The sequence below is a fragment of the Mesorhizobium sp. M0960 genome, assembly GCF_040319055.1.
GTDB lineage: Bacteria > Pseudomonadota > Alphaproteobacteria > Rhizobiales > Rhizobiaceae > Mesorhizobium.
In genome coordinates, this window is record NZ_JAMYNN010000008.1 from 158,976 (window position 1) to 175,716 (window position 16,741).

The following is a 16,741-nucleotide window of genomic DNA, read 5'->3' on the forward strand; positions in this document are numbered from 1 at the left end:
CCGGACGGACAGCGCTCCCTCTGTCCTGCCGACCCCGGCCCTTCGCAGCCGCTACGGGCGTTCGTCGTTCGAAAACCGAGCAATTGAAGGACGCGGCGCCGATCGAGCCAAGTGGGCAACAATCAGCCCGCCGACAAGCAGGAAAATCTTGGCAATCGAAGCATGTCGGATTAGGAATATGACGAGATGCGGCTGATCGCCTACACGGGCGCCGGCTTGAGTCATGTGCGTGAAATCGATCCTAATCGGGCTGGTACTTGCTGGGATGGTCGCATTCTTCGGCTGCACCACCGGCGGCGCATTAAAGACTTTCCCCTCGGCCTATGGCGGCCTCACCGACGCCGGTTTTCGCGTTCCGCCGGTTCCGATCTACAAGGTTGACCAAAAGTTCCATCGGCAGACAGTGCCTTATGCGACTGAAGAGGCGCCTGGCACCATCATTGTCGATACAGGAGCGAAGTTCCTCTACTACGTGTTGGGAGACGGTCAGGCGCTGCGCTACGGAATCGGCGTTGGCAAGGCGGGCTTCGAGTGGCATGGCACTGCTCACGTTGCGAGGAAGCGCGAATGGCCGGATTGGAGCGCGCCGTCTGCGATGATCGTGCGCGAGCAGAAGCGGGGCCGCATCATACCGGCTCATATGGAGGGCGGACTCATGAACCCGCTCGGGGCGCGGGCGCTCTATCTTTTCAACGAGAAAGGTGACACTGGATATCGCCTGCACGGTAGCCCTGAATGGTGGTCCATCGGCAAAGCTGTGTCGGCGGGCTGCATTCGCCTCATGAACCAGGACATCATCGATCTCTACAACCGCTCCACAATCGGCACCAAGGTGATCGTCATTTAGTAGACGCCGCGTTTCCGTCTAACAGACGAGCATGATGGATCGAAAACTCTCCGCGTAAAGCGCGCGAACTGTTCGCGATGTCTTCGCACACCTGTTCGCGATGTTCCCTGCCTAAGGCCGGCCTTGCCCGCAACAGTGCCAAGTGGCGAACCAGCTCTCAGGCAGCTTCCGACAGCGATTTGTGGGCGTCGGTCAGGATCTCGAACGAGCGCACCCGCGCCGCATGGTCGAAAATCTGCGCTGTGACCATCAGTTCGTCGGCGCCGGTGCGGCGCACGAATGCCTCGATGCCTTGCCTGACCGTTTCGGGGGAGCCGACGACGGCGCAGGAAAGCGCCTGGCCGAGCATGGTCTTGGCCATTGGATCGAGGTCGCGCTCATATCCTTCGACCGGCGGCGGCAATCGGCCGGGCCGGCCGGTGCGCAGATTGACGAAGGCCTGCTGCAGCGAGGTGAACAACAGCCGCGCCTCGGCATCGGAAGGAGCAGCGAAGACATTGAGGCCGAGCATCACATAGGGCTTGTCGAGCTGCTCCGAAGGCTGGAAGCGCGAGCGGTAGATCTCCAGCGCATGGTCGAGCTCGGCCGGCGCAAAATGCGAAGCGAAGGCGTAGGGCAGGCCGAGCGTGGCGGCAAGCTGCGCGCCGTAGAGGCTGGAGCCGAGAATCCAGATCGGCACCTTTTCGCCTTCGCCGGGCACCGCGCGGATGCGTTGGCCGTCTTCGGCTGGCTGGAAGTAACCGATCAGCTCGACGACGTCCTGCGGGAAATTGTCGGCGCCAGCGTTGAGGTTGCGACGCAGCGCCCGTGCCGTGGGCATGTCGGTGCCGGGCGCCCGGCCGAGGCCGAGATCGATGCGGCCGGGATGCAGAGCGTTGAGCGTGCCGAATTGCTCGGCGATGACAAGTGGCGAATGATTGGGCAGCATGACGCCGCCGGCGCCGACGCGTATCGTACGGGTACCTCCGGCCACATGGGCAATGACCACCGAGGTGGCGGCGCTGGCGATGCCTGGCATGTTGTGATGCTCAGCCAGCCAGTAGCGCTTATATCCCAGCCGCTCGGCATGACGGGCGAGATCGAGCGAATTGGCGAGCGACTGCGAAGCATTGCTGCCTTCGACGATCGGCGACAGGTCGAGAACGGAAAGAGCGGTCATCGGCGGGGATTCCTGTGGACCGGACGGATGTAGGAAGCCGTTGCCGGGGCGGCAAATTCAAAATGTTGATAGAGCGCTGTGCGCCCGACGGATGTGCAACCGATGCAAGGTCGTTGATATGCACACCAATCAGTGACGCTTTTGGGCTCTTAAGCCGCTACCTTTTTGGCTCGGAAATCTCTTCATCCTCGATTACCGCCGTGTGCTGCGCCGCGAGGAAATTGCCGACATGGCTGAGACCGTCGAAATGATCGCAGAATACCTTGATGACGACCAGCAGCGGCACCGCCATCAGCGCGCCGACGAAACCCCATAGCCACGACCAGAAGGCGATGGCGATCAGGATCGCCACGGCGTTGATCTCGAGACGGCGGCCGACCACCGTCGGCGTCACGAACTGGCCTTCAACGACGTCGCATAAGAGGACGAAGGCCGGCGCCAGCAGCGCATAGGAAATCGTGTCGAAGCTGATCAGCGCGATGATCGTGACCAGCGTGATGGTGGTCAGCGCCCCGATATAGGGCAGGAAATTGAGCAAGGCCGCTGCCGCGCCCCAGACCTGCGCGTTGGGCACGCCGAGTGCCCACAGGCCGAGCCCGATGACCACGCCGAGACATGTATTGATGACCGTGACAGTAAGCAGATAGTGCGAGATTTCACGCTCGACGTCATAGACTACGCGCAGCGCCCGCTTCTTTTCGCTTAGACTGGGGAAGGACTGGACGATCTTTTCATAGAACATCGTGCCCGAGGCGAGCAGGAACAGCGACAGGACGAAGACGATGGTGACGCTGGCGCCGGCCGACAGCACATTGCCGGCGGCCTGCGAGAGAATACCCGATGGCGCCATCGCCACCCTCTGAACGCCCGGCTCCTGGGACGTCTGTGTCAGGCCCTCGATCTGGCGCGAAATCTCCACGATCCGTTCGAACGGACGGCGCAGTTGTGCCAGACGTTCGGTAAGCTGCTGGCCGATCGTCGAGGTGTTGTTGATGAGGTCGATGACCGGGCCGCTGAGCAGATATCCCGCGACGGCGACGAGGCAAAACGAAAGCAGCACCAGCAGTGTCGCCGAAATGACATCGGGCATGCCATGCTTGCGCAGGAAGCGAACGATCGGCGTCAGCGTCAGCGCCAGCAGAAAAGCCAGAATGACCGGCATGAAGAAGGCGCGGGCGAAGTAAAGCGCGTAGATCGCCATGAGGATGAAGATGCCGACGAGCAGCGAACGCATCAGATGCGCATCCGCCCGCGCCTCGACGCGCGAATCCGGGCTTTCGGCAGCGCTTGCGCCCGAAGCGGCGGGTTCGGCCTTCATTCTGACCCTCGGCGGCACACCGCGATTGGTGTAGACCGTTGGCGAAAACGCCTCTGCGGCTTCAAGGTTCCCTTAGCCGGCGTCACCGGCAAGGCCGCCTCGCGGCTTTGCTGGTGAATCAGGCAACCGGCGCTGCCGCGGCGACGGCCTTCGCAGTTTCCCGGCGCACGATCGGCGCCACCTTGGTGCCGTAGAGTTCGATAGCCTTCATGACCTTGGCGTGCGGCATGGTGCCGATCGCCATTTGCAGCAGGAAGCGGTCGTTGCCGAATATCCTGTGCTGGGCAATGATCTTGTGCGCCACCTGTTCTGGATTGCCGACGAACAGGGCGCCGTTCGGGCCGCGCGATTGGTCGAAATGAGCCCGCGACGTCGGCCCCCAGCCGCGCTCGCGGCCGATGCGGTTCATCACTTCGGCCTGCGGCCTGTAGAAATCGTCGGCTGCCTGGTCGGCGGTGTCGGCGATGAAGCCGTGCACGTTGAGGCTGGTGGCAAGGCTCGCCGGATCGCTGCCGGCCCGCCTGGCTGCATCCCTGTAGATGTCGAACAGTGGTGCAAACCGCGCCGGTTCGCCGCCGATGATCGCCAGAGCCAGCGGCAACCCGAGTACGCCAGCCCGCGCCGCCGATTGCGGCGTACCACCGATCGCGATCCAGATCGGCAATTTGTCCTGAAAGGGCCGGGGATAGACGCCGCGATCGTTGATCGGCGCGCGCAGACTGCCCGGCCAGGTCACCTTGACATGATCACGGATGGCGAGCAGCAGGTCGAGCTTCTCGGCAAAGAGCTCGTCATAGTCTTCGAGATTATAGCCGAACAGCGGAAAGGATTCGATGAACGAGCCGCGCCCGGCCATGATCTCGGCCCGGCCGCCGGACAGAAGATCGAGGGTGGCAAACTGCTGAAAGACGCGCACCGGATCGTCGGAGGACAAAACGGTGACCGCGCTGGTCAGCCTTATGCGCTTGGTTCGTTCGGCAGCCGCCGCCAGCGCCACCACCGGAGCGGAGGCAGCATAGTCGGGACGGTGGTGCTCGCCGAGACCAAAGACGTCCAGCCCGACCTGATCGGCGAGCTCGATCTCCTCGATCAGGTTGCGCAGCCGCTCATGCGCACCGATCGCACCGGGACCCGGTTCCGGGCTGACGTCAGCGAAGGTGTAGAGACCGAGTTCCATAGTGGTGTCATCCTAGCGTTTTGTCTTGGCGCTACAGGTAGCGATCAGTCCGCTGCGCCGCCAGAGGCCTGGATGGTGAACAGTGCGGGTGGCTTTCAGCCGAATTCGATCGAAATGGCGTCTCCCGGTTGCAACAGATCAGAATTTCATGGCTGGCATACCGTTTTGGCGCTTGAACTCTCGGTTTTCACGCGTATGTAAGCCTCGCAAATTGACTCCAGGGAAGTGGACTTGGCTATCTACAGGGAAAAAGACGTTTTCGAGCGGCGCAATGCCGCAAACGAGGCAAAGAAGGCGCTTCTGGAGCGCTTCAAGGCAAAGCCGGCGGCAGATGATCCAGCGGTGCTGGCACGACAGGCCGAGCGCAAGGCAATCCTCGAGGCCCGCGCGATACGCGAGGCCGAAAAGGCCAGGCTGAAGCAGGAAAAGCTGGCGCGCGAAGCGGCCGAAAAGGCCGAGCGCGAGGCAGCTGCCGAAGCGGCACGCATTGCCGCCGAAGAGGCAGCACAGGCCGAAGCGAAGATCCGGGAAGCTGAAGAGAACGAGCGCATCGCCCGTTTTCTTGCCGACGAGGCCGAACGCAAGGCCAAGCGTGACGCACGCTATGCCGCGCGCAAGCAGCGCACCGGCAGGACGCCGCCCGGCTTCTCCGCCCGATAGCGCCTTCCGGCGCTGATCAGCCGAATTCAAGAATCAGGGCCGCCTTGCAGCGGCCCTGAAGGCGTTTGGTCTGTCGGGCCGACTTAAGCCGCGAGCTTCAGTCCCATAATGCCGCAAACGATGAGCGCGATGCAGGCCAGCCTGATCGCGGTCGCCGGCTCCCCGAGCAGCCATATCCCCAACAGCGCCGTGCCGACGGTGCCGATGCCGGTCCATACCGCATAGGCTGTGCCGACCGGCAGTGCCTTCAGCGCCAGGCCGAGCAAGGTCAGGCTGACAATCATCGAGGCTACCGTCAGGACGGTTGGCAGCGGCTTCGAGAATCCGTCGGTGTATTTTAGGCCGATCGCCCAGCCGATCTCGAACAGGCCGGCGAAGAACAGGAAAATCCACGACATCGGAACGCTCCGTTTCGATGGCTCCCGGCCGATCTCTTGAAAGCGCAAAAACTATCTTCGCCGCATCCATATGGGATGCTCGTGCGCTTAATGAACAACAATACCGGCCGCATTTGCGGCCGGTCGAAATAAGCCAAAACGGTAGCTGCGGCCCTACTTGTCCTTCAGCTTCATCGCCTTCACCGGCGGTGCCTTCAGGGCCGGCGCCGGAGCGGGTTTCTTCGCGTCCTTCTTCGGCTTGCGGGCTTCCTTGCCTGCCTTCATCGCACCTTTAGCCATGATTCGTTCCTCCGGTTGATGTCTGGCGAAGTGAAACAAGAGAAAACGCTAGACTGCAAGAGGCCGCTGCCGTGCAGTCGCCTTGGCCGATGGCTGTCAACCGGTTTCTAATTCCCTCGTAAACCGCAGCGGTCCGTGCGATGGTCCTCTTCGCACTGCAGCATCAGCCCTTGCGTTTCGCCGGCTGATGATCGCGCAGTCCGGTCAGGACGACAATGCGGATCCACATCGGTTGCCAGATGAGCTTCGACTTCCCGCAGGAAACACCGCTGATCGCGATGCTCAACGTCCATTATTCGCGCGCATCCGATCTCGAGCGGCCGGACTTCCTGACGTCGAACCCGCCGGTGCCGATCGAAAGCTATCGCGACAGTTTCGGCAATTGGTGCAACCGTCTCGTTGCGCCGGCCGGGCGCTTTGCGTTCGGCACGGACGCGGTCATCCGCGACCCCGGCTCCTTCGAGACGCGCGAGCTGACGGCATGGCAGCATGAGGTGCGCGATCTGCCGTCGGAGACGCTGCTGTTCCTGCTGCCCAGCCGCTATTGCGAGAGCGACGTGCTGGCGAACGAAGCCTGGCGGCTGTTCGGCAATACGCCGCTCGGCATCCCGCGCGTCCAGGCGGTCTGCGACTTCGTCCATAACCATATCGTCTTCAACTATTTCAATGCACGGCCGACACGCACCGCAGCCGAAGCCTATCGCGAGCAGAGTGGTGTGTGCCGCGACTTTGCCCACCTCGCAGTCGCCTTCTGCCGCGCCCTGAACATCCCGACCCGCTACTGCACCGGTTATATCAGCGATATCGGCCTGCCAAAGCCGTGGTCGGACATGGATTTCGCCGCCTGGATGGAGGTTTATCTCGGCGGCCGCTGGCACGCGTTCGACCCGCGCAACAACGCGCCGCGCATCGGCCGCATCCTGATTGCCTCCGGACGCGATGCCGCCGATGTCCCACTCACCCACATTTTTGGACCGGGCGCGCTGGCTGGCTTCAAGGTCTGGACGGAGGAGGTCATCGAATAGCCTCTCGCGCTGCCCTTTTGAACAACTCGACACTTCGGGCGTTGTTCGAGCTGTGGAGCGTGGGCGTGCTCCGCTAATCTCGGTGCATCAACCAAGGCAGCACACCATGGCGGCGCATGGCGGGTCGAAAAAAGTGATCTATGCGGCGCTCGCCGGCAATCTTGCGATCGCCCTGACCAAATTCGCCGCTGCCTTGTTCACGGGCAGCTCGGCAATGCTCTCGGAAGGCGTCCACTCGCTCGTCGATACCGGCAATGGCAGCCTGCTGCTTTACGGCATGCACCGCGCCGCCCGGCCGGCCGATCGGACGCATCCGCTAGGCCATGGTCGCGAGCTGTATTTCTGGAGCTTCATCGTCGCGCTCCTCGTCTTTGCACTGGGCGCCGGCATATCGTTCTACGAAGGCGTGACGCACATCATGGCGCCGGAGCCGATTGCCAACGCAAAGGTGAACTACGCTGTACTTGGCCTTTCCTTCCTGTTCGAAGGCACCTCCTGGCTGGTGGCGCTGAACGAGTTCCGCCACCAAAAAGGCAGCCACGGCTGGCTCGAGGCGGTGCAGCTCAGCAAGGACCCGAGTGTCTACACCGTACTCTTCGAGGACAGCGCGGCACTTCTCGGCCTCGTTGTCGCCTTCGCCGGCATATTGGCGGCGGAACTGCTGGACATGCCGAAGCTCGACGGCGCCGCGTCGATCGGCATCGCGCTGATCCTGGGCGCGACCGCGATCTTCCTGGCCCGCGAAAGCAAGAGCCTGCTGCTCGGCGAGCCGGCCTCGCCCGAGGTGCAAATGAAAGTGCTGGCCATTGTCCAGCAGGACCCGGCGGTGCGGCGGGCAAATGGCGTACTGACGCTCCATATGGGGCCTCAGGAGATCGTCGCCGCTCTGAGCATCGAGTTCGAGGACCACTTGTCGGCGCCCGAGATAGAGACCTGCGTCGAACGCCTCGAGACACGGCTGAAGGCGGAGATGCCGGAGGTCACGCGCCTGTTCGTCAAGCCGCAGACCACCGGCACCTGGGAACGGCGGAGCAAGGCCTTGGCGGCGTCCGGAGGGGAGCCGGCCTGAGGAAAATGGCTGCGCCATCGGGCAGTCCCGGTTATGATTGCGCGCAAAAGCTCCAGGAGGAACGAAGATGAAAATCGACGGCGGGTGTCATTGCGGCGCCATTACTTACGAGGCCGAGGTCGATCCGGAAAAGACCACCATTTGTCACTGCATCGATTGTCAGAAGCTAACCGGAACGGCCTTTCGCGTCACCGTGCCGGCGTCCGAGGACAATTACACGATCACCAAGGGCGCGCCGAAAATCTACATCAAGACCGGTTCGAGTGGTGCCAAGCGCGCTCAGGCATTTTGCGGTGAGTGCGGCTCGCATCTCTACGCCACGTCGGCGGGCGCGGGACCGAAGGTTTACGGCATCAGGGTCGGCACGGCATGGCAGCGCGATCAACTGGTGCCGAGAAAGCAGATCTGGCATCGCTCGGCGCTGCATTGGCTGCCGGAATTCGAAGGCACAACCATCATCGAGGAGCAGTAGCGCCAGACCGGGCGAAGCCTCGGCTCCGGTTCCGGCGTAGCTCTCAATCGTCGCCTTCGACGACCCTTAGCCTCAGCTGCCCGGTTTTCGAATCGGCAACACGCGCGCTGCTTTCCGCTTTTGCTCCGCTGCCATTCGACCCAGCGGTGTCCTCCGCCGGCTGCACGCCAAACTCCAGCGCCTCGATCTTTTGTCCGCGCCTGGTCACCTTCGATGTCGAGACGAGGATGTCCTCGATATCCTTGGCCGATTGACCGAAATGCGTCTGCAATTTGCGCACCCGCTCGTCGAGCCGAGAGACGTCTTCCATCAGCCGGATGACCTCGCCCTGGATCAGGTGCGCCTGCTCGCGCATACGGGCATCCTTGAGGATCGCCTGGATGACCTGGATCGACAGCATCAAAAGCGATGGCGAGACGATGACGATCCGCGATCGATGCGCCTTTTGGACAACGGCCTCGAAATTCTCGTGGATTTCGGCGAACACCGATTCCGAGGGCACGAACATGAAGGCAGTGTCCTGCGTCTCGCCCTGGATCAGGTATTTTTCGGAAATATCCCGGACATGCACCTCGATGTCGCGGCGGAAAGCCTGAGCGGCGGACTTCTGCAGGTCGGCGCCTTCGGCGGCACGGATGGCATTCCAGGCCTCGAGTGGAAACTTTGCATCGATGGCAAGCGACGGTGCGCCGTTCGGCATCTTCACCAGGCAGTCGGGCCGGCTGCCATTCGACAAGGTCGCCTGGAATTCATAGGCGCCGTGGGGCAATCCGTCGGCGACGATGGCTTCCATACGCGACTGGCCGAAGGCGCCGCGCGTCTGCTTGTTGGAAAGGATCGCCTGCAATTGCACGACCTGGCCGGCCAGCGACTGGATGTTGCCTTGCGCGATATCGATGACCGCCAGCCGCTCCTGCAGCTTGGCGAGGCTCTCATGCGTCGATCTCGTCTGCTCGGTCATGGTCTGGCCGAGGCGGCCGGTCATGGCGTCGAGGCGCTGGCCGATCGACTGGGTCAGTTCGGCCTGACGTGCCCCGAACACTTCGGCGATAGCGCCCATACGGCCCTGCATTTCCGCCTGGCTTGCCAAGATGCCGGCCATCCGCACCTCGGCGTCGCGGGCGTGGTCGGCGGCTTCGGCGGCCGCCATTGCACGCGCCTTGGCCGATCGCCAGAGCGCAATGACGAGCGCCACGAACAGGCCGAGGAACAGCATTGCGCCGAAACCCAGAGCATGGCCGAGCGTGATCGTGGTGGCGCCGAGGCGGGCGACAGGTTCGGACAGGATGGTGGCCAGATCGTTCATGCCGACAGCATAGATGATTCGGTCTGGCGGCACAGATCAAAACGTGAACGACCAGAAGGCGTCCCGGTTGACGCTTTTCCTGCGAGGTCTTAGGTGAGACGCCATGTCGATCAAGCCGCTTATCATCCTCCCCGATCCCGTCCTGCGTCAGGTTTCAAAACCGGTCGAGCGTGTCGACGGTGATTTGCGTAAACTGGCCGGCGACATGCTGGACACCATGTATGACGCGCCCGGCATCGGCCTCGCGGCGATCCAGGTCGGCGAACCCTTGCGCTTGCTGGTGATCGACCTCGCCAAGGAGGACGAGACGCCGGCACCGCACGTCTTCATCAATCCCGAAATCCTCGACAGCTCCGACCAGCGTTCGGTCTACGAGGAAGGCTGCCTGTCGATCCCGGATTACTATGCCGAGGTCGAGCGTCCGGCAGCGGTGCGGGTGAAGTATCTCGATCGCGACGGCAAGCTGCAGGAGATCGAGGCCGAGGGGCTGATGGCGACCTGCCTGCAGCATGAGATCGACCACCTAAACGGCGTGCTGTTCATCGACCACATCTCCAAGCTGAAGCGCGACATGGTGGTCAAGAAATTCAAGAAGCTCGCCAGGGACAAGGCGCCGGGCAAGATGGTGGGATAGGGGTCGACGAATGCCCCTGCGTGTCATCTTCATGGGTACGCCCGAATTCTCCGTGCAGACGCTGCGAGCGATCGCCGGGGCAGGGCATGAATTGGCAGCCGTCTACACGCAGCCGCCGCGCGCCGCAGGCCGGCGCGGGCTCGAGCTGACGCCGTCGCCGGTGCAGCGTGAGGCGGAGCGGCTTGGCATCGAGGTGCGGTCGCCGGTGTCGCTGAAGAGCGAGGCGGAGCAGCAGGCGTTCCGCACCTTGCGCGCCGATGTCGCCGTGGTCGTCGCCTACGGGCTGCTTCTGCCCAAACCTATTCTCGAGGCGCCGCGGCTCGGTTGCCTCAATGGCCACGCATCACTATTGCCGCGCTGGCGCGGCGCTGCCCCTATCCAGCGCGCCATCATGGCCGGCGATACCGAGACGGGCATGATGGTGATGCGGATGGAGGAAGGCCTCGACACCGGGCCTGTGGCAATGGTTGAAAAATGCGCCATTGGACCCGACATGACGGCCGGCGATCTGCACGACCGGCTGATGATCCTGGGTGCTGCGCTGATGGTGCAAGCGCTCGAACGGCTCGAGCGGAATACGCTGACATTTACCACACAGGCGGAGGTGGGGGTGACCTACGCCAAGAAAATCGATAAATCGGAGACTCGCATAGACTGGCTGCGACCTGCCGGCGACGTGCACAACCAGATTCGCGGCCTGTCGCCCTTTCCCGGTGCATGGTGCGAGGCCGAAATCGGCGGCCGCATGGAACGGCTGAAACTGCTTCGCTCGACGCTCTCGCAAGGCGCCGGCGAACCGGGAGGAATTCTCGATGACCGGCTGACGGTTGCCTGCGGGTCAGGCGCGATCAGGCTGGTCGAAGTTCAACGTGCGGGCGGAAGGCCCATTGCCGCGCAGGAGTTTCTGCGCGGGGCCAAGCTCGAAAAAGGGATGAAATTGTCATGAGCATGATGTCCATACGCGCGGCGACGCCGCGGGACCGCGAGGCGATCCGCCTTGTCGAAGAACACGCATTCGGCCAGCAGGCGGAGGCCGGACTGGTCGACGCGCTGGTCACCGGCGGTGATGCCGTCGTCGAACTGGTGGCGGACGAAGACGGGCAAGTGGTCGGCCATATCCTGTTTTCACGGCTCTTCGTGCAGAATGGCGGCAAGAGCTTCCCGGCAGTCGCGCTGGCGCCGCTGGCAGTCGAGCCGTCGTTCCACGGCACCGGCATCGGCGGTGCCCTGGTCCGCGAGGCTCATATCCGCCTGAAAGCCGCCGGCGAGACGCTCGCTGTGGTGCTCGGCGATCCGGCCTACTATGGCCGCTTCGGCTACAGCCGCGCCCGTGCAGCGAAATTCGAGAGCGACTACCAAGGCGAGGCTTTGCAGGCGCTTGCCTGGGGCGAGGCGCCGGAGACCGGCAGGCTGGTCTACGCCTCGGCCTTCGGCTCAGCCCTCGCCGCCTGATTTCGCCTCGATCCGGGAATGCCGCGTTTTCGCCTCGACATCGAATATGACGGCAGTCTCTTTGCCGGCTGGCAACGCCAGGCCAATCAGCCTTCGGTGCAGCAGGCGATCGAGCAGGCGATCGAGAAGTTCTGCGGCGAGCAGGTCTCTCTGCGCGCCGCCGGCCGCACCGATGCCGGTGTCCATGCGACCGCTCAGGTGGCGCATGTCGATCTGGTCAAGGCATGGCCCGGCGACAAGGTGCGCGACGCCGTCAACGCGCATCTGCAAGCGGCCAAGGCGCACATCGCCATCCTGAAGGCCGCCGTCGTGCCGGATGGCTTCGATGCGCGTTTCTCGGCGATCGGCCGCCACTATCTCTACCGTATCGTCAACCGCCGCGCGCCAGCAGCGCTCGACAAGGGCAAGATCTGGTGGGTACCGAAGCAGCTCGATGCCGCCGCCATGCACGAAGCGGCAAAAGTGCTGCTTGGCCGGCATGATTTCACCACCTTCCGCTCGACCCAGTGCCAAGCCACCAGCCCGGTCCGCACGCTCGACCGGCTGGATGTCAGCCGGGCGGGCGATTTCATCGAAGTCCGTGCTTCGGCGCGGTCATTCCTGCACAACCAGGTGCGCTCGATGGTCGGCTCGCTCAAACGTGTCGGCGAAGGCGGCTGGACCATTGCCGACCTCAAGGCCGCGCTCGAGGCGCGCGACCGTGCGGCCTGCGGTCAGGTGGCGCCGCCCGACGGGCTGTTTCTAGTCGGCGTCGATTATCCGACGCCTGGCTGATCCGGCACGCTGATACCGAGCAGCGCCTGCAGGCCGAACAGGACGATCAGCGACGCCACGAACATGCCGGCAAAAACAGCGCTGCCGACAGCCGCACCCCTGCCGATGGCAACGTTGGTCATCCGCCAGGTCAATACCATTGACAGCGCGAACAGCAGCAGCGACACCAGCCCGGAGACTTCGTTGGCCGATGTCAGGAAAAGCCGGATCAACGCCGATGGCAGCATCATCCAGGCGATGATCGCCGAGGCCCAGTTGCTGGCGACGACATAATGGACGAAACGGCTGCCGACGCCGACCCGCGGCGCGACCAGGGCCAGGCCGATGAGCGGCAGCACCCAGGCGCCGATATCGACGGTGGCCAGCCGGATCAACATGCTGAAACGGCCGACGAATGCGTCGGGATCGCCGATCTCGTTGGCAATGCCGACCCAGCCGACGATCAATGCCGGCGCCGCGACGACGATGGCAAAAAAGGAGTTCCAGAAACCGTCCGCCGAAAGGTCGAGCAGGCGAAATCCGTCGGCCTTGCCGAGCATCAGCCGCCAGGCGCCGGCAAGCGAAGCATAGGTTTCATCCGCTGAAAGCATCACTAGGATATGTCCTGCGCAAACCAGTCTTCAACGAAGCGCAGATAAATCTGCGTCAGCGTCTCGAGATCGGCAATCGCCACACGTTCGTCGACCATGTGCATGGTCTTGCCGACCAGGCCGAATTCGACCACCGGACAATAATCCTTGATAAAGCGGGCATCGGAGGTGCCGCCGGAGGTGGAGAGCGCCGGCTTCCTGCCGGTCACCGCTTTGACCGAACCGCCAAGCGTCTCGATTAGCCTGTCGTCGCGTGTCAGGAAAACATGGCTCGGCCCGTCGCGCCAGACGATCTCGTAGTCGACCGGCGTCTTCTTGCCGGCGCGGTATTTCTTGCGTTTCGCCGCCCGGTCGAGGCGGTTGTGGATCTCGGCCTGGATCGTCTCGGCGGTCCATGTGTCGTTGAAGCGGATATTGAAGGTAGCTGCTGCCTTCGCCGGGATGACGTTGGTGGCGGGATTGCCGACATCGATGGAGGTCACCTCAAGATTCGTCGGCTGGAAATCCCTTGTTCCGTTGTCGAAGACGGGGTGCAGCAAGGCGTCGACCAGCGTCACCAGGCCGCGCACCGGATTGTCGGCTAGCTGCGGATAGGCGGCGTGGCCCTGGCGGCCGTTGACGACGACCGTGCCCGATAGCGAGCCGCGCCGGCCGATCTTGATCATATCGCCAAGCGCGTCGGGATTGGTAGGCTCGCCGACGATCGAGGCATCCCATTTCTCGCCTTTGGCGGCCGCCCATTCGAGCAGCTTCGTCGTGCCGTTGATCGCCGGGCCTTCCTCATCGCCGGTTATCAGCAGCGAGACCGACCCCTTCGGGCCGCCCTTCTGCTCGACATGTCGCGCCACCGCCGCGACGAAACAAGCAATGCCGCCCTTCATGTCGACGGCGCCGCGGCCGAACATCTCGCCATTGGCGATCTCGGCGCCAAAGGGCGGGTGCGTCCAGGCTGCCTCGTCGCCCACCGGCACCACGTCGGTATGGCCGGCAAACATCAGATGCGGGCCATTGCCGGAACGCCGCGCGTAAAGGTTCTCGATGTCCGGTGTGCCGGCTTCGGAAAACACCGGTCGCTCGACCGCAAAGCCGAGCGGCTTCAACATCGCCTCCAGCGCGCGCAGCGCACCGCCTTCGGCGGGCGTCACGGAAGCACAGCGGATGAGTGCAGCGAGATTTCTAACCGGATCGGTAGGCAGCATCATGGGCAAAAGCGATAGTCGAAAGCGCAAGGTCTGTCACGGCCAGACGTGAGGGCCAGCCATGCCGCCGACATTATGGTTTTCATGTCGTATAATTGCGGCAAGGTCTCTCGACCAGAACAGGGCCATCGCATGGTCACGCGTGGCAAGACGATCGTAATCGCCGGTGCCGGCAGTATCGGCTGCTACGCCGGCGGCTGCCTGATACTTGCCGGGCGAAAGGTGGTTCTGCTGGCGCGACCGCGCGTCGAGAAGGCCCTGCAAGAAGCTGGATTGCGCATCACCGACCCTGACGGCCGCGACCGTTCTGTCAAACCGGACGCATTGTCGGTCACCGCCGATCCGGCGGTAGCATTCTCCGATGCCGATGTCATTTTGGTAACGGTCAAGAGCGGCGCGACGCAAGACATGGCCGGGCTGATTGCCGCCCATGCCCGACCGGACGTGGTGATACTCAGCCTGCAGAACGGCGTCGACAATGCCGATAAATTGCGAGCCATCTCACCGCCCAGCCGGTGCTCGCGGGCATGGTGCCGTTCAACGTGGTCCAATCGCCGGAGGGCGAATTGCCGCTTCGCCTGCACCGCGCCAGCGGCGGCAAAGTGATGATCGAACAGGGCTCGGCGGGCCTTGACGAACTGCTTGATGTCGAGGGGTTTGCCGTCGCGACGCATGGTGACATCGACGCGGTGTTATGGGACAAGCTGCTGCTCAACCTCAACAACGCGCTGGTGGCGCTTTCCGGTCTGCCGCTGGCGGCAGAGCTTGCCGATCGCCGCTGGCGGCTGATCCTGGCCGGTCAGATCGACGAAGCATTGGCGGCAATGACGGCGACAGGCATCGAACCCGCTCGCATCGCCGGCCTGCGTCCCGCACTGCTGCCGAAAGTGCTTCGCCTGCCCGACGGGCTGTTCAAGTTCTTGGCGCGGCGGATGCTTGCCATCGATCCGGCCGCGCGTTCGTCGATGTGGGATGACCTGCGGCGCCGCCGGTCGACGGAGATCGGCGAACTGCAAGGCGCGGTCCTGCGTTTGGCCGAAAAGGCCGGCACGCCGGCGCCTTTGCTGAAGCATGTCACTGCACTGGTGCGTGCGGCCGAGCAGGAGAGGCGCGGATCGCCTTGCTTGCCGCCGGAAGCTGTCGCTGCGACCGTCAGATCGTAGCCCGCACAGGCGCCCAATAACGGCCCTTGCCGGTGCGCTTGGCTTCGTAGAGTGCATGGTCGGAACAGGTGAGCAGGATTTCCGGATCGCCGCCGTCGGCGGGTGCAAAGGCGCTGCCGACGCTCAAGCCGACATGGATGGCGGAACCGACCCCGAGGTCGAAAGGCACCGAGACCTTTTCGATGGCCCGCTTTGCCAGATAGGTGGCCTCGATCTCCGAGGTTGCGGGCAAAAGGATGACGAATTCGTCGCCGCCGATACGGAAGACCACGTCCCCCGGCCGGAAGCCGCGCTTCAATCGTTCGGCCACCTTGCGCAGCAGCACGTCGCCGACCGCATGACCAAAACGGTCGTTGACCTGTTTGAAGCCGTCGAGGTCCATGCTGAGCACGGCAAACGGCTTGCCGCCATTGGCGGCCGGCGCCGCAAGGTCGCGGCACATGTCGCGCAATTTCTCCTGCAGGAAGATGCGGTTTGGCAGGCCGGTCAGCGCGTCCTTGATCGCCAGGTCGCGATTGTCCAGCTCGGCGCGGATCATGCGGGCGTTGATTGCGTGGTTCTGAAGCAGCACGATGATGACGCCGGCCACATAGAACGGCGTTTGAATTCCGACGATCGGCATTCCGGGCGCTGCGGAAAACAATGCACCGACCACGTAAGGCAGGCTTACGGCCAACATGACGAATATGGCGAAGCGCGGGGTGGCCGCATTGCGTGACGACACCACGCCAACGACACCTGCGACATTCAAGGCGGCAAGTACGGAAAGCGCCATATTCCCGCTGGCAACACAGCCATAGCAGCCGAGGCCGAAAACGACCGACCATACACCGCTGGCTGCCATCAGGCCCGCCAGCGGCCCTTTCGAGCCGCGCCTGCGGGCCTGCTCGCATTCCCGCATCAGCAGAACGCGGACGACGAAAAGCATCAGGTCGGCTGCGATCCAGGCGTAGGGCCACCAATCCTTCGTGGCAAGTGCGGCGCTGACCGCAACCACCAGAACGCTGATGGTGCCGAACAAGACTGCGAATTTGCGGTCGAAAGTGGTGTCGAGAAGCCGGGCGCGGACGGCTTCCGGTTCCAATCTCATCGGCGAAGAGAACCAGGCAAACAGGCGAGCGGCGGCGCTCCACGTTTTGCGCGGCTCCTTGGTGGTCAGGGATAGGTCGCTTGCCAGTCGAGCGCTCCGTGCCGGTCGACACAGTTTTCGCCGGCATGC

The 16,741-nt window shown here is 63.4% G+C and carries 18 protein-coding genes and 1 pseudogene; 10 read left to right on the forward strand and 9 right to left on the reverse strand.

Translation table 11 applies throughout. The annotated features are described in order from the left end of the window. Nucleotides 1-223: 223 nt before the first annotated feature. Nucleotides 224-847: a L,D-transpeptidase gene (locus tag NKH63_RS17115; RefSeq protein ID WP_352640289.1), complete on the forward strand. Its 624-nt coding sequence runs from the start codon at nucleotides 224-226 to the stop codon at nucleotides 845-847. A gap of 157 nt (nucleotides 848-1,004) precedes the next feature. Here the strand turns inward: NKH63_RS17115 and NKH63_RS17120 are convergent, their stop codons facing one another. From NKH63_RS17120 to NKH63_RS17130, 3 genes are all read right to left on the reverse strand, one after another. Then, nucleotides 1,005-2,006, reverse strand: a complete 1,002-nt coding sequence (locus tag NKH63_RS17120) for an LLM class flavin-dependent oxidoreductase (RefSeq protein WP_352918197.1) — start codon at nucleotides 2,004-2,006, stop codon at nucleotides 1,005-1,007. A gap of 157 nt (nucleotides 2,007-2,163) precedes the next feature. Further along, nucleotides 2,164-3,324, reverse strand: coding sequence for an AI-2E family transporter (locus tag NKH63_RS17125; RefSeq protein WP_023718182.1), 1,161 nt, complete (start codon nucleotides 3,322-3,324; stop codon nucleotides 2,164-2,166). A gap of 118 nt (nucleotides 3,325-3,442) precedes the next feature. Continuing rightward, nucleotides 3,443-4,501, reverse strand: a complete 1,059-nt coding sequence (locus NKH63_RS17130; protein ID WP_352918199.1) for an LLM class flavin-dependent oxidoreductase — start codon at nucleotides 4,499-4,501, stop codon at nucleotides 3,443-3,445. A gap of 231 nt (nucleotides 4,502-4,732) precedes the next feature. On the opposite strand from NKH63_RS17130, the gene NKH63_RS17135 reads away from it, so the two are divergent. Next, entirely contained in the window at nucleotides 4,733-5,161 is a 429-nt protein-coding gene (locus NKH63_RS17135) for a DUF6481 family protein (RefSeq protein WP_023718183.1), read from the forward strand. Nucleotides 5,162-5,244: 83 nt separating this feature from the next. Here the strand turns inward: NKH63_RS17135 and sugE are convergent, their stop codons facing one another. Both sugE and NKH63_RS17145 read right to left on the reverse strand, forming a co-directional pair. Further along, the gene (sugE, locus tag NKH63_RS17140) at nucleotides 5,245-5,559 is read right to left on the reverse strand and encodes a quaternary ammonium compound efflux SMR transporter SugE (RefSeq protein WP_352484330.1); all 315 of its coding nucleotides are present in this window, start codon (nucleotides 5,557-5,559) and stop codon (nucleotides 5,245-5,247) included. A 153-nt stretch (nucleotides 5,560-5,712) separates the two neighbouring features. Further along, complete coding sequence (locus tag NKH63_RS17145; protein ID WP_013528464.1) at nucleotides 5,713-5,838, reverse strand: hypothetical protein; 126 nt, start codon at nucleotides 5,836-5,838, stop codon at nucleotides 5,713-5,715. A 215-nt stretch (nucleotides 5,839-6,053) separates the two neighbouring features. On the opposite strand from NKH63_RS17145, the gene NKH63_RS17150 reads away from it, so the two are divergent. The 3 genes from NKH63_RS17150 to NKH63_RS17160 all read left to right on the forward strand — a co-directional run bounded on the left by NKH63_RS17150 (nucleotide 6,054) and on the right by NKH63_RS17160 (nucleotide 8,404). After that, on the forward strand, nucleotides 6,054-6,863 hold the full coding sequence (locus tag NKH63_RS17150; protein WP_023718185.1) for a transglutaminase-like domain-containing protein: 810 nt from the start codon (nucleotides 6,054-6,056) through the stop codon (nucleotides 6,861-6,863). Between the two features lie 106 nt (nucleotides 6,864-6,969). Beyond that, nucleotides 6,970-7,932: a cation diffusion facilitator family transporter gene (locus tag NKH63_RS17155; RefSeq protein WP_352484329.1), complete on the forward strand. Its 963-nt coding sequence runs from the start codon at nucleotides 6,970-6,972 to the stop codon at nucleotides 7,930-7,932. Nucleotides 7,933-7,999: 67 nt separating this feature from the next. After that, nucleotides 8,000-8,404 (forward strand): GFA family protein, encoded by a 405-nt coding sequence (locus NKH63_RS17160; RefSeq protein ID WP_352484328.1) that lies wholly within the window; start codon nucleotides 8,000-8,002, stop codon nucleotides 8,402-8,404. 43 nt (nucleotides 8,405-8,447) lie between these two features. On the opposite strand, the gene NKH63_RS17165 is transcribed toward NKH63_RS17160, so the two are convergent. Continuing rightward, the gene (locus tag NKH63_RS17165; RefSeq protein ID WP_023718188.1) at nucleotides 8,448-9,710 is read right to left on the reverse strand and encodes a DNA recombination protein RmuC; all 1,263 of its coding nucleotides are present in this window, start codon (nucleotides 9,708-9,710) and stop codon (nucleotides 8,448-8,450) included. Nucleotides 9,711-9,813: 103 nt separating this feature from the next. Here NKH63_RS17165 and def point away from each other — a divergent pair, with 103 nt between their 5' ends. The 4 genes from def to truA are packed head-to-tail and all read left to right on the forward strand — an operon-like array spanning nucleotide 9,814 to nucleotide 12,570. After that, complete coding sequence (gene def / locus NKH63_RS17170; protein WP_023718189.1) at nucleotides 9,814-10,344, forward strand: peptide deformylase; 531 nt, start codon at nucleotides 9,814-9,816, stop codon at nucleotides 10,342-10,344. Nucleotides 10,345-10,360: 16 nt separating this feature from the next. After that, entirely contained in the window at nucleotides 10,361-11,290 is a 930-nt protein-coding gene (gene fmt, locus NKH63_RS17175) for a methionyl-tRNA formyltransferase (RefSeq protein ID WP_352548109.1), read from the forward strand. Beyond that, complete coding sequence (locus tag NKH63_RS17180; RefSeq protein ID WP_292662840.1) at nucleotides 11,287-11,796, forward strand: GNAT family N-acetyltransferase; 510 nt, start codon at nucleotides 11,287-11,289, stop codon at nucleotides 11,794-11,796. Before fmt ends, NKH63_RS17180 begins: the two co-directional genes overlap by 4 nt. Before the next feature lie 18 nt (nucleotides 11,797-11,814). Then, complete coding sequence (truA, locus tag NKH63_RS17185; RefSeq protein ID WP_352640283.1) at nucleotides 11,815-12,570, forward strand: tRNA pseudouridine(38-40) synthase TruA; 756 nt, start codon at nucleotides 11,815-11,817, stop codon at nucleotides 12,568-12,570. On the opposite strand, the gene NKH63_RS17190 is transcribed toward truA, so the two are convergent. Together NKH63_RS17190 and dapE are read right to left on the reverse strand one after the other, a co-directional pair. Beyond that, complete coding sequence (locus NKH63_RS17190; RefSeq protein ID WP_023718193.1) at nucleotides 12,552-13,160, reverse strand: hypothetical protein; 609 nt, start codon at nucleotides 13,158-13,160, stop codon at nucleotides 12,552-12,554. The two genes, truA and NKH63_RS17190, sit on opposite strands and share 19 nt — an antisense overlap. 2 nt (nucleotides 13,161-13,162) lie before the next feature. Further along, nucleotides 13,163-14,362, reverse strand: a complete 1,200-nt coding sequence (gene dapE, locus NKH63_RS17195; RefSeq protein ID WP_352484327.1) for a succinyl-diaminopimelate desuccinylase — start codon at nucleotides 14,360-14,362, stop codon at nucleotides 13,163-13,165. A gap of 129 nt (nucleotides 14,363-14,491) precedes the next feature. Here dapE and NKH63_RS17200 point away from each other — a divergent pair. Next, nucleotides 14,492-15,522: pseudogene (locus NKH63_RS17200) on the forward strand (2-dehydropantoate 2-reductase). On the opposite strand, the gene NKH63_RS17205 reads toward NKH63_RS17200, so the two are convergent. After that, entirely contained in the window at nucleotides 15,512-16,612 is a 1,101-nt protein-coding gene (locus tag NKH63_RS17205) for a GGDEF domain-containing protein (protein WP_023718195.1), read from the reverse strand. The pseudogene NKH63_RS17200 and the gene NKH63_RS17205 overlap by 11 nt on opposite strands. Between the last annotated feature and the right edge of the window lie 129 nt (nucleotides 16,613-16,741).

Coding starts and splice junctions, on each gene's coding strand:
- NKH63_RS17115 (WP_352640289.1), top strand. CDS start 224: ATGTGCGTGAAATCGATCCTAATCGGGCTGGTACTTGCTGGGATGGTC.
- NKH63_RS17120 (WP_352918197.1), bottom strand. CDS start 2,006: ATGACCGCTCTTTCCGTTCTCGACCTGTCGCCGATCGTCGAAGGCAGC.
- NKH63_RS17125 (WP_023718182.1), bottom strand. CDS start 3,324: ATGAAGGCCGAACCCGCCGCTTCGGGCGCAAGCGCTGCCGAAAGCCCG.
- NKH63_RS17130 (WP_352918199.1), bottom strand. CDS start 4,501: ATGGAACTCGGTCTCTACACCTTCGCTGACGTCAGCCCGGAACCGGGT.
- sugE (WP_352484330.1), bottom strand. CDS start 5,559: ATGTCGTGGATTTTCCTGTTCTTCGCCGGCCTGTTCGAGATCGGCTGG.
- NKH63_RS17145 (WP_013528464.1), bottom strand. CDS start 5,838: ATGGCTAAAGGTGCGATGAAGGCAGGCAAGGAAGCCCGCAAGCCGAAG.
- NKH63_RS17150 (WP_023718185.1), top strand. CDS start 6,054: ATGCGGATCCACATCGGTTGCCAGATGAGCTTCGACTTCCCGCAGGAA.
- NKH63_RS17155 (WP_352484329.1), top strand. CDS start 6,970: ATGGCGGCGCATGGCGGGTCGAAAAAAGTGATCTATGCGGCGCTCGCC.
- NKH63_RS17160 (WP_352484328.1), top strand. CDS start 8,000: ATGAAAATCGACGGCGGGTGTCATTGCGGCGCCATTACTTACGAGGCC.
- NKH63_RS17165 (WP_023718188.1), bottom strand. CDS start 9,710: ATGAACGATCTGGCCACCATCCTGTCCGAACCTGTCGCCCGCCTCGGC.
- def (WP_023718189.1), top strand. CDS start 9,814: ATGTCGATCAAGCCGCTTATCATCCTCCCCGATCCCGTCCTGCGTCAG.
- NKH63_RS17180 (WP_292662840.1), top strand. CDS start 11,287: ATGAGCATGATGTCCATACGCGCGGCGACGCCGCGGGACCGCGAGGCG.
- truA (WP_352640283.1), top strand. CDS start 11,815: ATGCCGCGTTTTCGCCTCGACATCGAATATGACGGCAGTCTCTTTGCC.
- NKH63_RS17190 (WP_023718193.1), bottom strand. CDS start 13,160: ATGCTTTCAGCGGATGAAACCTATGCTTCGCTTGCCGGCGCCTGGCGG.
- dapE (WP_352484327.1), bottom strand. CDS start 14,362: ATGATGCTGCCTACCGATCCGGTTAGAAATCTCGCTGCACTCATCCGC.
- NKH63_RS17205 (WP_023718195.1), bottom strand. CDS start 16,612: ATGAGATTGGAACCGGAAGCCGTCCGCGCCCGGCTTCTCGACACCACT.